Source organism: Acidobacteriota bacterium, assembly GCA_016184105.1.
Lineage (GTDB): Bacteria > Acidobacteriota > Vicinamibacteria > Vicinamibacterales > 2-12-FULL-66-21 > JACPDI01.
This window is the reverse complement of sequence record JACPDI010000029.1, coordinates 23,535-41,900: the sequence shown is the minus strand read 5'-3', so window position 1 is coordinate 41,900 and position 18,366 is coordinate 23,535. Positions and strand designations below refer to the sequence as shown.

Sequence of the window (18,366 nt, the reverse complement as noted above, 5' to 3'; positions counted from 1 at the left end):
GTGGCGGAGTGGTGCGACAACATTCCCGCGATGCCCCGCGCCCGCGAGGTTTACGGCTGCGTCGTTGTCGTCGTCTTGCCTTTCTTCGACTTCGCGACCATGCGTTCGACCTCCTCCATCATCCTGGCGTTGTTGATCACGACGCCATCCTTGATGGTGTGGACGATGCCGCGCGTGCGATACATCTGCCGGTCCGGCTTCATCCGCACGGCGCCGAACGAGTAGAGATAGCGCAGGTTTTCAGCCGGATTGCCGTCCACGAGCACCAGGTCGGCCAGGTAACCGGGACGCACCATCCCGAGCTTCGGCTGGCGCAGCGTCTGCGCGCTGTTGAACGTGGCCGCCTTCAGCACCTCGAGGTTGTGGATCCCCGATTCGCGCAGGAGCTGCAGCTCGCGCACGTTCGAGAACCCGGGCGTCGCCCAGATGTAGCTGTCGTCGGTGCCGTACGCGACGCGCCCGCCGCGCTTGTTGAACTCGAAGATCAGCTGTCCCCACAGGTTGTACGCATACTGCCACGCGTACTCGTCGTCCGAGGTCCAGTCGTAGTGGTACGCGCCGTGGTGCGCCGGGTTGGGCAGGTTCCAGTCCCAGAGCGCCTGGTGCGTGTACTTCTCGTGCCACATCAGGCTTTCGGCGCGAACGATATCCCGGTTGGCCTCGTAGACTACGCGCGTCGGCAGCATCGTGACGCCGCTGTCGGCGAGCGCCTGGGCGACGTCGGTGAGCAGCTTCTCGCGATCGGCCTCGAGCCAGACGCGCCCGGCCTCCCTGAACCGATGGTTCTCGTTGTCGTAGTTGTAATTCGCGGGGAAATCCTGCGTGCGCCGCGGGAGCGACGATTCCGCATAACCGTAGTGGTGCTCGATCATCGTCACGCCCAGGCGGGCGGCGTCGACCGCGTTCACCACGGCATTGGTCGACGGGGGCAGGTGCACCGTCGTGATGCCGCCGGCGTCCCAGACGGCCTTGCACGCCGCGCCGAACAGCTCGCGGCTCCAACCCAGGTTGCCCACGCTCACGACGTGCGCCCCCTTCGCAGCCATGGCCTTCGCGACGCGCGGGGCTTCCGCCGGGTTTTCCAGGACTTCGCGGGGCAGGCCGGTGTCTGCCCCCCATCCCCAGATCGGGAACAGGCGCGGCGCCAGCACCTCGTTCTTCTCGCTGAGTTTCGCCTGCTGCATCCCGTTCGCGAGTCCGCGATCCGCGGCGGGGACCAGGCTCGTCACGCCGTGCGCGAGCTTGAGGTAGTAGACGTACTCCAGCTCCATCGGCTCGTTGCGCAGGTGCATGTGCAGATCGATCATGCCCGGCATCACGTACATGCCGGTCGCGTCGATCACGCGGTCACCGGTGAGCCGCTCGGTCTTCCCGCGCCTGGCCGACGTCACGGGATCGAACGGCGTCATCTCCGTGATCGTGTTTCCGCTGATCACGATGTCATACGGGCCCGCGGGCGGACCGCCATGGCCAGGAATGACCATGGCATTCCTGATCACGAGGCGGTCATACGGCCCGGCGGCGAGATCACCGAAGCGAGACTGGGCGCTCGGGCTGGTGGACGACAGCCCCGCCAGCAGCAGTGCAAGAACGATCGACGTGGTGAGCCAACGTTTCATCATCAACTCCGCGAGCTTCACAGCTTGATCCAGCAGAACTCCTTCGTCAGCGGGGTGTTGTTCATACGGCGCGCGCCGTCCCCGGTGATGAGGATGTTGTTCGAGTGGTTGTACCCGTAGCCCCCTTCGAGGTTGTAGAGGCCCGGCTCGTTCGAGAACATCATGCCTTCCTCGAGGACCGTCGCGTCGCCGAGCGCGATGTAGGGCGCCTGGTGGCCCTCCATGCCTTCACCGTGTGCCGGGCGGTGGTACACGTACTTCTCCATTCCGCCTTTCTTCGCCACCTGGAGCACCTTCTCGGCCACCTCGCGGCACTCCACGCCAGGCTTCGAGTACTCGGCCTGGGCCAGCGTCATCTCGTTGTGCACCTCCCACATCCGGCGGCCGAGGTCCGGGATCGGCTCGATGTGCATGGCGCGATACCCTTCGCCGCCGTAGCCCCCCACGCGCATCACGCCGGAGATCTGGACCGCGTCGCCGCGGGCGATCTGCTTGCGGAAGTACTGGTTCGGGTGGGGATACGCGGTCGCCACCCCGGCGCGGCATCCCAACCCGAGGGAGAAACCGACCGAGGTGTGCGCGCGGCCGGTCGGCGGGAAGTCGGCGAACACGATCTCCTCGGCGTGTTCCTGCATCGCCCGGCGCACCTGGGCGTCGGTCAGCGAGGTGCCGCGCGAGGCAATCAGGTTGCGGCCGAACTGCAGCACGCGATCGTGATAGTCAATCGCGACCTGGGTGAGCGCGATCTCCTCAGGCGTCTTCCGGGTGCGCATGTGCATGACGAGATCGCCCGCCGGCACGAACTCGGCCTTCGGCAGCGCCGCCATCATGCTCTTGAGCGCGGACGGCGCGAGCTCCGCCTCCACGCCGATGCGGCCCGCCTCCCCGCCCCGCTTCGCGATCCCCTGCAGCATCCAGGCCTGGAGGTCCACCTTCGGGCCCTTTTCGAAGAGCACCTGGTTGAACGGCCCCGCGTGCGGGAAGTCGAAGTACCACTCCGAGTCCTTGATCCACCACTCGCGGTACATGTCGCGATCGAGCCCGGGCCCGAAGATCGCCGGCTCTCCTACAACCGGCACCCACAACCAGGCTGGACGCTCGGTCGTCCGGAGGAACAGTCCGACGAGGTAGTCCAGGTTGTTCGGGTCCTTCAGGATCAGCCCCTTCAGCCCCTTCGCCCCGAGCTGCTGCTGCAGCTTGGCGATCTGCGCGCGATACCACGGCTCGGTCATGCGCACCGGCTTGCCGCTCGAAGGCGCGGTCTCGAGTGCGAGGCCGGCCGACTCGGGAGTGACCGCTCCGCGGGCGACCGCCGTCAGGACATCCATTCCGACGAGGCCGGCGGCCATCGAGCCGCCGGCCGTTTTCAGAAACTCACGACGAGATGACATCGTGCCAGCTCCTTCCCGGAAGACGTGCCGGTCAGAACATGATGCTGAAACCGACGCGGACGATGCGCGGCGCCAGGATCTCGGTCGGGAACCCGAGCCGCGGCCCGATCGCGTCCACGGTGCGCGCGATGGTGTCCGCGTTGGTCGCGTTGAAGATGTCGACCTGCGGCTCGAAGGTGCGATTGCCCCCCAGGCGGAACGTCCGCGAGAACCGCACGTCGAGCAGCGTGACGTTCGGCAGCCGGACGTCGCCGCGCTCGTTCACGCGGACCGTCTGGGCCGAGCGGGTCAGCCCCGGCACCAGCGCCCGCGTCACCTGGTAGGTGAACTGCCGCGGGTAGCCGGTGCTCCGCACGAGGCTGCTGCTGATTCCCAGTTCCACGCGCGGGATCACCACCGTGCCCGACACCTTGAGCTGGTGGGTGGCGTCGTTGCCGACGATCCCCTGCTGGAACTCGAGGTTGTTCGGGTCGTTGAAGTCGCCGTTGTCGAACCCCCCCTCGTTGCGCCCCAGCGTGTATCCCAGGAGCATCTGCCAGCGGCGCGAGAACCGCTTCACGGCCGTGATCTCCAAGCCGTCGTAGTCGGTGTCGAGCAGCTCGATGTTATCCCGCACGCTGTCCTGCTTGCCCAGGAAGGTGCTGTCCAGGTTGTGGATCGTCGCCGTACCACCGAGGGGATTCGTCACCTGAACCGGCCGGTACGCACTCCGGGGAACGGCGACGTTCGTCGTCCCGGTATTCTTCCGGTTCGTGCGGTGGTAGTACATCACGCCGAGGCGAAGGTCGCGGATGATCTGATGCTCGACCCCCGCGGTGATCTCGTCCGAATAGCCCCAGTCCGGCCCGTCAGCGGTCGCGTAGCGCGTGGTCGCACCTCCGGTGAACCCTTCGAACGCGCCCAGCTCGTTCGCTTCCGGAAAGCCGTTCCCGTTCGCGTCCTTCCAGGCGATGTTTGCGTTGCTGAGCGTGAAGGGGTGGACGCTGGTCACCAGGCCGATGCCCACCTGCTGGCCGTACCGGCTGTAGTTCCCCTTGATCGCGGTCAGGCCGGTACCGAACACGTCGTAGACCACGCCCGCGCGCCATACGGCGATGGACTGGTTGTAGACGTCCTTCTTCTGGAGCGTGCGCTCGCCGACCCAGCGCCCCGCCGGGCTCGTCTGCTCAGGGATCCACCCGGTGGCGCGGTCCCACCGGACGCCGAGGTTCAGCGCGAGGCGCGACCCGACGGACCACGCGTCCTGCGCGAAGATCCCAAGCTGGTGGACGTAGCTGGTCGCTATGACCGGCGTGTTGAATGCCACGATCCGGATGGGAACGCCGTTGTTGGAGATCAGCCGCATGTCGCCGTTCATGCGGTTGATTTCGCGGAAGAACTGCCTGGTGAACTGCACCCCCGCTTTCAGCGTGTGCGAGCCTCCCCATCCGCTCCGGGTGTGGCTGATGGCGTTGTCGAACTGGAACCGATAATTCGGGTTCTCGTAGAACCGCTGGGCCGCCCCGGTCGCGCTGTCGAGCGTCGTGTCTTCCCGGCGCAGGTCATTCGGGCCCACGTCCTTCTGGTACCGCAACGGGAACGTCCCCGCGACCGCGCCGACGGTCGACTCGAACACCGAGGCACCCTTCAACACCGCCGTGTACTTGGCCTGCGACGTCCAGCCGGGCTGCTCCTGCACGTACGACGCCTTGTCCTCGACGAAGTTGGGCGGCGTGTCCCGGCGGTGAAACCGGTTCTTCTGGTTGTAGTTGTAGACGACGCCCACCCGATGATCCGCGTTGAGCTGCGCGGTCAGCTTGCCCGACCCGTTCCAGATCAGGTTGTCGTCGATCGCGTTGGATCCGTCCGGGTTGAACACGCTGAGCAGCTTCTTGTCGACCTTCCAGCGGCGGTACGACCCGAAGAACCAGAGGCGATCGCGCAGGACGGGACCGGCGGCGGTCGCGTTCAGGTCGTACTGCGACGTCACGGGGTTGCCGACGGGGAACCCGAGCTGCTGCTTGAGCGCTTCGAAGTTGTCCGCCTGCATGCCGTCGTTCGCGTAGTAGTACCGCGCGTCGCCTCGCCACGTGTTCCCGCCGGCCTTGGTCACCATGTTCATGAAGATGCCGCCGATGGCGACCTCGGCAGGGATGGCCGACGTCTGGTAGTTGACTTCCTCGAACATGCCCTGGTCGTAGTAGACCATCGTGGAACCGCCGCCGCCGCCAGGCCAGTTCACCGACATGCCGTCGATGGCGAACGTCTTGTCCTCGTCGCGCGAGCCGTGGGCCGAGATCCCGCTCTGCTGCATGCCCTGCGTGCCGCCCACGTCGTACGTGCTCACCGACACGCCAGGGATGATCTTCGCGAGGGACCACACGTCGCGCCCCGTCGGCACCTTCTCCAGGATCTCCTGGCTCATGACGGTCTGCTGCACGTTCGACCTGGTGTCGACGACGGGCGACTCACCGGTGACGGTGACGCGCTCCTGCATCGAGCCGATCGCCAGCTTCACGTGGACGTCGGCCGTGAAGGCGGCGCTGACCCGGATTTCCCGGCGCTCCACCGTCTTGAACCCCTGCATCTCGAAGCGGACGTCGTAGGTGCCCGGCGGCAGGCGGTCGAACCGGTACGCACCGGTGACGTCGGCCACCTGCACGCTCGGCCCGCCGATGAGCGTCGAGCCGGTCAGCGTGACCGTGGCGCCCGGCAGCACCGCGCCAGTCTCGTCCTGAACCGTGCCGATGAGCGAACCCGTGGTCTGGGCTGATACGGGATGTACCGATCCGATCAGGATCAGCACAACGATCGTGATGACATGGTTGAACCGGTGCATGGTGCTCCTCCATCTACTGCAAGGCATAGCGGACGACTACCCCACGGGCTCGATCGCAATCCTCGGGCGCGCCCGCAGCGCCTCGTTGATGCGGGCGACATCGGCGTTGATCACCTGATTGACTTTCGCCGCCGCCTTGTCCAATTCCACTCCGAGCTCCTGCAGGCGCAGCTTCTCGCCAGCGTTCGGCGGGCGGAAGCCGCGCTGGATCGATCCAGCCAGGCTCTGCACGTCCTCGCGCAGGCGCGGATACTGCCGGTAGTTGAATCCCTGCAGCGGCCGGACGAGTTCATCGTCGCGGAACTTCTTCAGCGTCGCGACGGCCCTCTGGACATCGGCGAGCAGAGGATTCGCCGCCTGGCTCTGGCCGTTGCCGTTCCCGGTCCCGTCGGACGTGGTGACGACCCGCTGCGCGGTCTCGTGCGACAGCTGATCGCCCAGGGTCTGCAACTGGTCGAGCAGGTCGTCCGTGCGCTCCTGGATCTGGTTCACGCCTGCCACCAGGCGAAGCGCCGCGAACGAGGTCTCGAGCTGCTCGGCCAGCACCGCCGGACTGACCTCCACGCGCGGGTCGAGCGCGACCTTCACCGGCTTGGTCAACTCGCGCCCGCCGACCCGGACGGTCACCGTGTACTCGCCCGGAAGCACGGCCGGCCCTGCCGCGCCGAACCCGAATCGCGACGCAATGCGGCGCGGAATTTCGGGCTGGGCCGGCTGTCCGGCCCGCGGCCGCATCGGCGGCACGGGGTTATCGTGCCGGAGATCCCACACGATCCGGTTGATGCCGGCCGTCGGCTTCACGTCGCGGATCGTCCGCACGGGTCTTCCTGAGGCATCCGAGATGGTCACGGTGACCGGCCCGGAGGCGCCCTGCTTCAGGTACAGGTTAATGTAGGCGCCCGACTCCGGATTGTCGAGGATCCATTCGCGATCGCCGAGGTTGCCGTCACGGTTGAAGTACACCCACCGCGTGGCGGGGCGCACGTCGAACAGGTACGCATCCCCCTTGATCGCCTCCGGCATCCGCGCCACCGGGAGTGCATCGTCCAGGACGTACGCGCCGCGCCCGTGCGTGGCGATCACCAGGTCGTGATCGCGCGGGTGCACGAACAGATCGCGCACGGGAGAGGGTGGCAGGCCGTTGCGGATTGACGCCCAGCGCCGGCCGCCGTCCCACGTCGCGTAGACGTCGTTCTCCGTTCCGGCGTAGAGCACGTCGGGGTTCTTCGGATCTTCGCGGATCACGTGCGCCCAGCCGCGCTCCCGCATGCCGCTGGTGATCTTCGTCCACGTCCTGCCGAAATCCGTCGTCTTGAAGAAATAGGGGGCGTAGTCGGCGTTCGTCTGGAAGTGGCTCGCCGCGACATACGCGGTGCCCGCGTCCTTCCACGACGCGTCGATCGTCGGGATCCACGCGTTTGGCGCCAATCCCTTGATGTTGGCGACGACGTTCGTCCAGGTCTTGCCGCCGTCACGCGTCACCTGAACGTTGCCGTCGTCGGTACCCACCCAGATGACGTTCGGATCCACGCGCGAGGGGGCGATCGTGATGATCGTGCAGTGGAACTCGGCCGCGGTGTTGTCGGTGGCGATCTGGCCGCCGGAAGACTGCTGCTTGTCCTTGTTGTTCGTCGTGAGGTCCGGGCTGATCACGTCCCACGACTGGCCGAAGTTCGTGCTCTTGAACAGCACGTTGCCGCCGTAATACACCGTCTTCGGGTCGTTCGGCGCGAGCGCGATCGGCGCGTTCCAGTTGAAGCGGTAGCGCTGCGTGGCCATCGCCTGCCCGCTCGAGCCGATGCCGCTCGGATACGGGTTGACCGGCCACGACGCGCCGGTGCGCGTGTCGGTCAGGCTGATCACGCCACCCTGCAGGTTGTTGTAGACGAGCCAGGGTCGATCGATGTCCGGAACGGCAAAGAATCCGTCCCCCCCGCCGACGGTGTGCCAGTCGATCTTGCGCATCCCTTCGCCGTTGAGGCTCTGGACGGGGCCGCACCACGTGCCGTTGTCCTGCAGGCCGCCGCAGACGCGATACGGCGTCTGCATGTCGTAGTTCAGGTGGTAGAACTGCGTGAACGCGACGTTGTTCAGGAGATCCCACGTCTTCCCCGCGTCGTACGACACGTGGAACCCGCCGTCGCTGCCGTTCAGGATCCGGCGGCTGTTCTTCGGGTCGATCCACAGCGCCTGGTGGTCGCCGTGGATGCTGTTGGCGATCCGCTGGAACGTGCGGCCGCCGTCCTCGGACTTGGAGAGCGCGCCGCCGAGCGAGTACACCGTGTTCGGCTCGCTGGGATCGACGCGGATGTCGCTGTAGTAGAACGGCCGGAAGTTGATGTTCGCGTCGCGGTGCACGGTGCGCCACGTGGCGCCGGCATCGTCCGATCGCCACAGCACGCCTTCCTCTTTCGTCTCGCTCACCACGTAGACGACGTTCGGATTGCTGCGCGCGACGGCCACGCCGATGCGGTCCATCGGCCCCTTCGGGAGCCCGCGCGTATTACCCGGCCCTGACAGGCGCGTCCACGTGGCGCCGCCGTCCGCCGATTTGTAGAGCGCGGTCTCCCCCGCTCCGCTGTCGAAATACCACGGCCAGCGCCGATGCGTGTACATGCCCGCATACACGATGTTGGCGTTGCCGGGATCGATCGCGACGTCCGAGCAGCCGGTGAGGTCGTTCTTGTACAGGATCTTCTTCCACGTCCGGCCGCCGTCGGTCGTCTTGAAGAGCCCGCGCTCTTCGCTCGGGCCCCACGTGTGGCCGAGCGCCGCGACGTAGGCGACGTCAGGATTCCGCGGGTCGATCACGACCCGCGCGATCTTGCCCGTGTCGGCCAGGCCGAGCGGCGTCCAGTGGTCGCCCGCATCCACCGACTTGAACATCCCTTCGCCGAACGATGCGCTGTTGCGCGGATTCCCTTCGCCGGTCCCGACGTAGATCACGTTCTGGTCGGAGGGCGCGATGGCGACCGCGCCAATCGACACGTTCGGCTGATCGTCGAAGATCGGCTTGAACGTGACGCCGCCATTCACGGTCTTGAACAGCCCCCCGGCGGCGCCACCCACGTAGTACGTGGACGGATCGCCGGGCAGGCCCGCGACCTCCGAGACACGCCCGGCATTGTTCGCCGGGCCGATCGACCGCCACGTCAGCCGCTTGATCGCGGTCAATTCCGGAGGCGCCTCCGCGGGCGCCTCCGGTGCGGGGGTCGCCACCTGCGACGCGCCCCCCCGCGTCTGCCCCGCAAGCTCCGCGCGGACGGAGGGAATGAGGGCAACCGCCAGGGCGAGGCCCGTCGTGATGGCCCTTCTCGACACACGTCTCATGGCATTCCTCCCTGCGAGGGTCACAAACCTCAGAACTTGAACACGAACCCGACGCGCATGATGCGCGGCGCGAGAATCTCGCCCGGATAGCCCAGGCGCGGCCCGGCCGCGTCCACCATGTTCACGATGGTGTCCGCGTTGAACACGTTGAACAGGTCCACCTGCGGCTCGAACCGGCGGTCACCGCCCAGGCTGAACGATCGCGAGAAGCGCAGGTCCGCCATCGTCACCCTCGGCAGGCGCTCGTCACCCCGCCGGTTCAGGCGGATGGTCTGGGCGGAACGCGTGAGCGTCGGGACGACGCTGCGCGTCACCTGGTAGGTGAACTGCCGCGGGTACCCGGTGCTGTTCATCAGGCTCCCGCTGACGATGATCTCCGCGCGCGGCACCACGTACGTCCCGGACAACTTGAGCTGGTACGTGGCGTCGTTCCCCGAAACGCCTTCCTGGAAATCGAGGCTGTTGGGGTCGTTGAGATCCCCGAACTCCAGCCCTCCCTCGTTGCGCCCCACCGTCAGGCCGAACAACATCTGCCAGCGCGACGAGAACCGCTTCGCGGCGGTCACCTCCACACCGTCGTAATCGGTGTCGAGCAGCGGCGTCGCCATGCGGACGTTGTCCTGCCTGCCCACGAAGGCGCGATCGAGATTGTAGACCGTCGCGGTGCCCCCGAGCGGACTGGCGATCTGGATCGGGGTGTACGCGGTTGTGGGCACCGCCGCGTTGAAGGAGCCGACGTTCTTCCGGTTCGTGCGGTGATAGTACATGACCCCCACGCGCACGTCCCGCATCAGCTGGTGCTCGAGGCCGGCGGTGATTTCGTCCGAGTAGCCCCAGTCGGTGCCGTCCGCGTCGGGATACCGCGTCGAGGCACCGCCCGTGAACCCTTCGAACGTGCCAAGCTCGCCCGGATCCGGCAGCTCGTTGCCGTTGAGATCGTTCCACGCGATGTTCGCGCTGCTGAGGGCGAAGGGGTGCACCGAGTTCACGATCGCCGCGGCGCCCACCTGGTGCGCGTAGCGGCTGTAGTTGCCCTTGACCGCCGTCAGCCCCTTGCCCGTGAGGTCGAAGACCGCGCCCGCCCGCCACACGCCGATCCACTGGTTGTACACGTCACGCTTTTCAACCGTCCGCTCCGCCACCCAGCGGCCGGTGCCGCTCGTTTCTTCGGGGATCCAGCCCTTCGCGCCGTCGGCGCGGACGCCGACATTCAAGGTGAAGCGCCCCATGGACCAGGAGTCCTGCGCGAAGAACCCGAGCTGGTGGACGTAGCTGGTGGCCTGCACCGGCGTGTTGAACGCCTGCACGCGGAACGGCCGGCCGTTGTTGTAGATCAGCCGCATGTCGCCGTTCATCGTGTTGAGGTCGCGGTAGAACTGCCGCGTGAACTGCACGCCCGCCTTGAGGCTGTGCGTGCCCCGCCCGGCGCGCGTGTGACTGATCACGTTGTCCCACTGGAACCGGTAGTTCGGGTTGTCGTAGCTGCGCGGCGCCGCATCCCATCCGGTCTGCAGGACCGTGTCCTCGCGCCGGATGTCCGTCGGAGCCACTTCCTTCTGGTAGTGGAGCGGCCACACCCCCTTCACGCCCCCAGCGGTCGACTCGAACACGAACTGGTTGTTCAGGACCGCCGTGTATTTCGCCTGGCCGGTGTACCCCGGCTGCAGCTGCACGAAGGTCGCCTTGTCTTCCTCGAAGGTCGCGGTCCGGCGCTGGTAGCGGTTCTTCTGGTTGAAGTTGTAGACGAGCCCGAGGCGATGATCCCGGGCGATCTGGCTGGTCAGCTTCACCGACGCGTTCCAGATCAAGTTGTCGTCTCTCGCGTTGCTGCCGTCCGGATTGAAGGTGCTCAGGAGGAGCTTGTCCACCTTCCATCGCCGGTACGAACCGAAGAACCAGATCTTGTCGCGCACGATCGGCCCGGCCATCGTCCCGTTGAAGTCGTACTGATCGGCAACCGGGTTCCCGCCTTTGAAGCTGAACTGCTTGCTGACCGCGTCGAAGTTTTCCGACTGCAGGTCGTCATTCGCGTAGTAGTACCGCGCTTCGCCTCTCCAGGCGTTGCCGCCGGCCTTGGTGACCATGTTCATGAAGATCCCGCCGATGGCGACTTCCGCCGGAATCGCGGAGGTCTGGTAGTTGATCTCCTCGAACATCCCCTGGTCGTAATACACCATCGTCGAGCCGCCGCCCGTTCCCGGCCAGTTCACCGAAAGGCCGTCGATGGCGAACGTCTTGTCCGCGTCGCGCGACCCGTGGGCGGACATGGCGCTCTGCTGCATGCCCTGCGTGCCCCCCACGTCGTAGGTACCCACGCTCACGCCGGGGATCAGTTTCGCGAGCGACCAGACGTCGCGCCCGGTGGGAATGCCTTCCAGGACCTCCTGCCCCATGGCCGTCTGCTGCACGTTGGACTTGGTGTCGACGATGGGGGACTCGCCGGTGACGGTAATCCGCTCCTCCATCTGCCCGACCTGCATCTTGACGTTGACCGTGGCCGTGAAGGTCGCACTGATGTGGAGGTCCATCCGCTCGATGGACGTGAAACCGGGCAGCTCGAATCGGACGTTGTAGACCCCCGGCGGAAGACGTTCGAAACGGTACTGTCCCGATGCGGCCGTCACCTCCACCTGCGGGCCGCCGATGAGCGTTTCGCCGCTCAAGGTCACGGTGACGCCCGGCATCACGGCACCAGTCTCATCGGTAACCGCGCCGATGAGCGAACCGGTGGTGATCTGGGCGGACACCGGCAGGGACGTACAGGGAATCAAAAAGAGCAGGACGACACAGACACGTATCACACGACGCATGAAGCTCCTCCAACTGACACAGCGCATGCGTGGGTTTATCGCGAGCCGCCGGGGGGACGGAAGTAGCAGATCGGCGGATTGCGGCCATCTGTCACACGCCGGTCTCAGATCGCTGTGACAGATGGCGATACGCGGGCGATCTGTGTCTTCCTCGTGCCCGCCTGCTCGTGCCACCCTCGGACACCGCAGCCGCGGCCACGGCTGCTCAACGGAATACACGGAGGAACTATGCGACGGAACACGTGGCTGATGTCATTCCTCGTAGCGGCCTTTGCCCTGGGCCTGACCGGCATGCCTGCCGCGCTGGCACAGGAGCGCGACCCCCTGACGCCGGCGCCGGCGCGGGGCGCCGACGAGGGCAAGGGGCCGTTCAAGACCCTGGTCATCCGGGGCGCCATCCTCATCGACGGTACCGGCGCTCCGCCGCAGGGGCCCGTCGACATCGTCGTCGAGCAGAACCGTATCAAGGCGATCCGGCGTGCGGGCACGCCTGGACTGCCGCTCAAGCCGGGCCGCGAGCCCAAAGCGGACTTCGAGGTCGACGCCACCGGGATGTACGTCATGCCTGGCTTCGTCGACCTCCACGTGCACGCGGGTGGCGCGCCGAAGAACCCCGGCGCGGACTACGCGTACAAGTTGTGGCTGGCGCACGGCGTGACGACCGTCCGCGGGGTGCCGCTGTCCTCCAACGCCTTCACCGTCTCGGAAAAGAACCGCAGCGACCGCAACGAAATTGCCGCGCCGCGGATCTTCAACTACCAGGGGCCCGGATCAGGCTGGGGTGAGGGAGCGGTGGACACGCCCGAGAAGGCGCGCGCCTGGGTCCGCTGGGCGGCGCAGAACGGCGTCGATGGCATGAAGCTCGGGTCCCATCGCCCGGAGATCATGTCCGCGCTCCTCGACGAGGCGAAGAAGTTCGGCCTCGGCTCGACGGCGCACCTCGGCCAGACGGGCGTCGCGCAGATGAACGCCATCAAGGCCGCGCGCCTCGGGCTCGGAACCGTCACGCACTTCTACGGCCATTTCGAGTCGCTGCTGAAGGACTACGTGGTCCAGCCGTGGCCGGTCGATCAGATCAACGACGACGAATACATGCGGTTCGGACAGGTCGCGCGGCTGTGGGACAAGATCCACACGCCGGGCGGACCGGAGTGGAAGGCGTATCTCGAAGAGCATCTCAAGCTCGGGACGACCTTCGACCCGACGCTCACCATCTATTCGGCCGGGCGCGACCTGATGAAGTTCCGCAACGCCGAGTGGCACGACAAGTACACGCTGCCGTCCCTCATGGACTTCTACGTCCCGAGCCGCGTGAACCACGGGGCGTACTGGTACTACTGGACGACGTGGGATGAGGTCGCCTACCGCAACTTCTACCAGGTCTGGCTCAGGCTGATGAACGACTACAAGAAGATCGGCGGCCGCGTGACCACCGGCTCCGACTCCGGTTTCATCTACCAGACGTACGGGTTCGGCTACATCAACGAGCTCGAGCTGCTGCAGGAAGCGGGCTTCCACCCGCTGGAAGTGTTCCAGTCAGCGACGATGAACGGCGCGCTGACGCTGCACGAGCCGAAGGGCAAGGCGATCGAGTTCGGCGTCGTGCGGCCGGGGCTGCTGGCCGACATGGTCATCGTCGACCAGAACCCGCTCGCGAACCTCAAGGTTCTTTACGGGACCGGGGCGCTCAAACTGAACGACACCACCGGGAAGCCCGAGCAGGTTGGCGGGATCAAGTACACCGTCAAGGACGGCATCGTCTACGACGCGAAGAAGCTGCTGGCCGACGTCGCGGCGATGGTCGAGAAGCAGAAGCGGGAACGGTCGCGGCGGAGCACGACGAGCCAGTAGCACCGCCGCGCGTGATGGGCGGTCGGCCGCTACGCGCGCCGTCCGCCCATCGCGAGCACTCTTGCCGGCGTTTCGGCAAAAAGGCAGTGGTAGAGGATGTCGTTCACCGTGTGGTCGGACATCGCAACGGGGAACGTGGCGATCCGCCGGGCACCGAAGCGTGCCTTCACCGCCGCGATCGAGGTGATCGTGGCGTACACAATGTCTGCCTCGCGCTCGAATTCGGCGAGCCTCGACTCTTCATCCAGGGCCGCGAAATGCACGACCGGACGTCCCTCATGAGCGCCGCGCTCGCAGGGAACCGCCGCGTCCTGGTGCCCCGCCGGCGCGGAACGGTCCGGGACGCGACGGTCAGCGTCGGCATCGCAGAGCGCACAGTGCACGCGGCGCAGGCCCTCAGCCGTGTCGCGGTCGCGCACGACGATGAACCGGCGCTCGCCAGGGGGCGGCTGCAGAATCGCGGCCGTCTCCGGCGACAGCTTGAGGATGACGAACGGAAGATCGAGATCCTGGGCCAGCCTCACGCCCACCTCGGCGGCGAGAAAGCTGCCGACCAGGCAGCGGACGCTCTGCGCGGTTACCTGCACGCGCAACTCCCGCGGCGGCAGCGACGGCGGGATGCGGACGACCGGGAGCGGAAAGCGCATGCGCGCGGCCAGCTGTCGCTGGACCAGTTCGACCGATTCCTGCGTGCCGAGGTAACCAATCTTGAAGTCGGTACGCGGCGAGTGTCCAGTGTACTGGAGCAGCAGGGTCGCGAAGTCGTCCGGGCACGCGCCGGTCAGCCGCAGCTTGCTCGCCGTGGCAGCCACCAGCCGGAACACCGCGCCGTCGGCGCGCGAACGCTCCGGCTCGACGCCAACCGTCCGCAGGAACATGCCGCTCCGCTGGCGACTTTCGATGATCCCCTGCGATTCGAGCGCGCGGTACAGCTCGAGGGTGGTCGTCGGTGAGACGCCAAGATGCTGGGCAAGCCCGCGCACGGACGGCAGGCGGTCGCCTGTGCCGATCTTTCCGAAATAAAACCGTGCGCGAAGCTGGGCGGCGAACCAGCCGAGCGCGCTGCGGTGCGCTCCTGGCATCGGCTGAAGGGCGTCTGGCATCTGGCGGCTCCCCCGGGTGTGGCGTCATCGTCTCGTCAAATTCGGTAATCTGTCAAGACAAACCGTCGTTTCCTGAAATTCGCCACGTTTTGGTCGCTTTCCGAAACTTGAGGTGCCTGTCGACGTGACCACCGCACATGCGCGCGCACCGTTGATCGGAATGGATAACGCCGAGCTCGATCGCCAGAGCATTGCCTCGCGCATTCGCGCGGAGCGGCTGGCGAAGGGCTGGACGCTGAAGGACCTCGGCGCAAAAGTCGACGTCTCCATCGCGCAGCTGTCCGCGATCGAGAACGCCAGGCAGGCGCTCGACGTGGACCTGCTCGTCGCCATCGGCCGCGCGCTCGACGTGCACGTCGAGCGCCTGCTGCCCCGCGGCCGGACGCCGAGCGTCTGCATCACGCGGCAGAGCGACGGCAGGCACCTGCCGATGCGCATGGTCAACTACAGCAGCGAGACGCTGACCGACTATCACAACCGGCTGCGACCGCTGGCCGACGCCGTTGTCGGGAAGTACATCGAGCCGTTCGACATCGAGGTGTGGCCGGTCGTCGAGGGCGAGATGAAGTTCATCTCGCACCATCACGAGGAGTTCCTGCTCGTCGTCAGCGGCGGGCTGGAATGCCTGATCAAGACGCCTGACAAAGTGCGCCGGGAAGTGCTCTCGGCCGGAGACTGCATCCACTTCTGGAGTTATCTGCCGCACTGCCTCAGGTCCACGGGCACCGCGCCGGCGCGGAGCATCCACGTGCTGTGCTCGCTCGACGAACCGGCGGACTCGGAGCTGGCGGACGCGCGCACGGGGCCGGTGTTCCTGATGGACGGCATGCAGCGCGGCCCTTCGGGGGGAGTCGGCGCGCGCCTGCAGGCGCTGCGCCGCCGGCGCGGCATGCGCGTGGCGGAGTTCGCCAGGCAGGTCGGCATGAGCCCGCGGCGGATGATTGCGATCGAGCGCGGCGAGAAAGCCGTCTCCGTCGACCTCCTGCTGGAGGTCTGCCATCGCTTCCGCAAGCCGGTGGAGTACTTCCTGGCGAGCACGCTCGACGTCCGGCCGTACTACGAGGTGCACCGCGGCGTCGACCTCCGGCAGGGCGGCACGCGGGACCGCGGCCCGGAACGCCGCTGGCCGTGCTTCGGGGCCCACCGGATCGTGCCGCTGACCACCACGCTGCCGGGGCATCGCATGATGCCCTCGCTGCTGCGCCTCGAGGGCCCCCGCGGGCACGAGCTGGTGCGCCACCCCGGGCAGGAGTTCATCTATGTGTTGAAAGGATCTGTCCGGGTCATGACCCGTCCGGGCGATCAGGCCCTGGTGTCGACGCTGTCGGCAGGCGACACCTGTTTTCTCGACGCGTCAATCCCGCACGCCTTCGAGCAGAACCAGGTCACGCCGTACGATCCCGGGCACGCGGAAGTGCTTGCGGTGTGCTGGCGGCCGGCGTGGGAACGTTAGGCGCCACTTGCAAGTAAATGGTAGAAGGTAGAACCTTTTCCCTTTTCACCTTTCATCGTACAACCCCTCAATCACCCCGCTCCACGTGTCCTCGATCGCGCGGCGCCGCACCTTCAGGGTTGGCGTCAGCTCGCCGGTCGCGATCGCGAACTCGCGCGGGAGGAGCGCCACCTTCTTGATCCGTTCGAACTGCGCGAGGTCGCGGTTCACGCCGTCGATCAGTTCCTGGTAGAGCGCGATCACGTCGGGCCGGGCGATCAGCGTCTGGTGGTCGGGCTCGTCCGGGCGCCCCAGCTCGCGCAGCCGGCGGTCGAGCGCGGCGAAGTCCGGCACGATCAGGATCGCGGGGTATTTCCGCCGCTCGCCGATCAGCACGGCCTCGCCCACGAGCGGATGCGATTTCAGCCGCGTCTCGATCGGCTGCGGCGCCAGCTTCTTCCCGCCGGAGGTGACGATCAGGTCCTTCTTGCGGTCGGTGATCGCCAGGTAGCCGTCGGCGTCGATGAGGCCGACGTCCCCGGTGTGGAACCAGCCGTCCGGCTCCAGCACCGCGCGCGTGGCGTCCGGCTTGTTGTGGTACCCGGCCATGATGTTCGGGCCGCGCGCCAGGATCTCGCCGTCCTCGGCGATGCGCAGCTCGACGTCAGGCACCGCCTTGCCGACGGTGCCGAACCTCGGCGCGCCGTACGGGTTCACGGTGAGCACCGGCGCCGTTTCGGTCAGCCCGTACCCTTCGAGGACGGGGATGCCGATGGCATAAAAGAACTCGCCGATGAACTTCGGCAGCGGCGCGCTGCCTGAGACGAAGTAGTTCAACCGCCCGCCCATTCGCGCGCGCACCTTCGCGTAGACCAGCCGTTCGGCGAGGGAGTGCCGGACCCCGCTCCGGGGAGTCTTCCCCCGCCCGAGCTCGCGCACGCGGCGCTCCCCGAGCCGCTTCGCCCAGTTGAACATCGCGCGGTGCAGGGCCGGCTGCTGGGCGACCGCTTCCACCACGCGCGCGTAGAACTTCTCGAAGACACGCGGCACGGCGGTCATGATGGTCGGGCGTGCGACGAGCAGGTCGCGCGCCAGCGTGTCGATCGCCTCGGCGTACGCGATCGACACGCCGTTGGACAGGTAGATGTACGCGACGGTGCGCTCGAAGGCGTGGCTGAGCGGCAAAAACGACAGCGCGACGTCGCCTGGCGACATGGGCAGCACGCGGTTGCAGCTGCGGACGTTCGCCATGATGTTGCCGTGCGTCAGCATCACGCCCTTCGGCTCGCCGGTCGTCCCCGACGTGTAGATGATGGTCGCCAGGTCCTGCGGGCCGATCCCGCGCGCGCGGTCCTTGAAGTCCTTCGCCACGCCCCATTCCGCCACCATCCTGGCGTGCCCGCGCGCCGCGACCTCCTCGAGGCTGATGAGCGAGCCGGCGGGCGCCTCCCGGGCGTCGAACAGGATGATGACGTCGAGCGAGGGGAGCGCGTGGCGCACTTTCTGGAGCTTGGCGGCCTGCTCGCTGGTGGAGACGAACGCGTAGCGTGCGCCGCTGTCCTGCACGATGTACTGCGCCTGGACGGCGGACTGCGTGGGGTAGATGGGCACCGTGACGCCCCCCGCCGCGAGGATCGCGAGGTCTGTGACGATCCACTCGGCGCGCGTCTCCGACATGATGGCGACGCGATCGCCGCGCTGCAGCCCCATGGCGGCGAGCCCCAGACTGATGTCGCGGATGCGTTCGAAGAACGCGCTGGTGGACAGCCAGTCGACTCCCCCTTCACGGCAGCGTCCGATCAGCTCGGCCTTCGGAAACCGGCCGGCGATGTGGAACGGCATGTCTGCGAGAGTGGCAAGCTGCGCGGAAGGCTCGAAGACGGTCGCGAGCTCGGGCATTGGAAGAACAATAGCAGGTCAAAACGACAGGTTCAAAACGACAGGTTCAAAACGACAGGTTCAAGACAACAGGTTCACAACGAAAGGTTCAAGACGAAAGGTTCAAGACGAAA

The 18,366-nt window shown here is 66.7% G+C and carries 9 protein-coding genes; 2 read left to right on the top strand and 7 right to left on the bottom strand.

Translation table 11 applies throughout. The features are described 5' to 3' along the window. Positions 1 to 50 precede the first annotated feature (50 nt). The 5 genes from HYU53_11235 to HYU53_11215 are packed head-to-tail and all read right to left on the bottom strand — an operon-like array spanning position 51 to position 11,968. A complete protein-coding gene (locus tag HYU53_11235) occupies positions 51 to 1,619 on the bottom strand; it encodes an amidohydrolase family protein (GenBank protein ID MBI2221764.1) in 1,569 nt (522 codons plus the stop codon). 17 nt (positions 1,620 to 1,636) lie between these two features. After that, positions 1,637 to 3,010, bottom strand: coding sequence for an aminopeptidase P family protein (locus HYU53_11230; protein MBI2221763.1), 1,374 nt, complete (start codon positions 3,008 to 3,010; stop codon positions 1,637 to 1,639). A gap of 31 nt (positions 3,011 to 3,041) precedes the next feature. Continuing rightward, a complete protein-coding gene (locus HYU53_11225; GenBank protein ID MBI2221762.1) occupies positions 3,042 to 5,828 on the bottom strand; it encodes a TonB-dependent receptor in 2,787 nt (928 codons plus the stop codon). A 36-nt stretch (positions 5,829 to 5,864) separates the two neighbouring features. Then, positions 5,865 to 9,158: a hypothetical protein gene (locus HYU53_11220; protein MBI2221761.1), complete on the bottom strand. Its 3,294-nt coding sequence runs from the start codon at positions 9,156 to 9,158 to the stop codon at positions 5,865 to 5,867. Positions 9,159 to 9,187: 29 nt separating this feature from the next. Continuing rightward, positions 9,188 to 11,968, bottom strand: coding sequence for a TonB-dependent receptor (locus HYU53_11215; GenBank protein ID MBI2221760.1), 2,781 nt, complete (start codon positions 11,966 to 11,968; stop codon positions 9,188 to 9,190). A gap of 249 nt (positions 11,969 to 12,217) precedes the next feature. Here HYU53_11215 and HYU53_11210 point away from each other — a divergent pair, with 249 nt between their 5' ends. Further along, on the top strand, positions 12,218 to 13,819 hold the full coding sequence (locus tag HYU53_11210) for an amidohydrolase (protein MBI2221759.1): 1,602 nt from the start codon (positions 12,218 to 12,220) through the stop codon (positions 13,817 to 13,819). Positions 13,820 to 13,848: 29 nt separating this feature from the next. On the opposite strand, the gene HYU53_11205 is transcribed toward HYU53_11210, so the two are convergent. Continuing rightward, on the bottom strand, positions 13,849 to 14,922 hold the full coding sequence (locus tag HYU53_11205) for a winged helix-turn-helix transcriptional regulator (GenBank protein ID MBI2221758.1): 1,074 nt from the start codon (positions 14,920 to 14,922) through the stop codon (positions 13,849 to 13,851). 160 nt (positions 14,923 to 15,082) lie between these two features. Between HYU53_11205 and HYU53_11200 the strand changes: the two genes are divergently transcribed. Further along, positions 15,083 to 16,375, top strand: coding sequence for a helix-turn-helix domain-containing protein (locus tag HYU53_11200; GenBank protein MBI2221757.1), 1,293 nt, complete (start codon positions 15,083 to 15,085; stop codon positions 16,373 to 16,375). Between the two features lie 45 nt (positions 16,376 to 16,420). Here HYU53_11200 and HYU53_11195 read toward each other — a convergent pair whose 3' ends face one another. Continuing rightward, entirely contained in the window at positions 16,421 to 18,253 is a 1,833-nt protein-coding gene (locus tag HYU53_11195; protein ID MBI2221756.1) for a long-chain fatty acid--CoA ligase, read from the bottom strand. Positions 18,254 to 18,366: the final 113 nt, after the last annotated feature.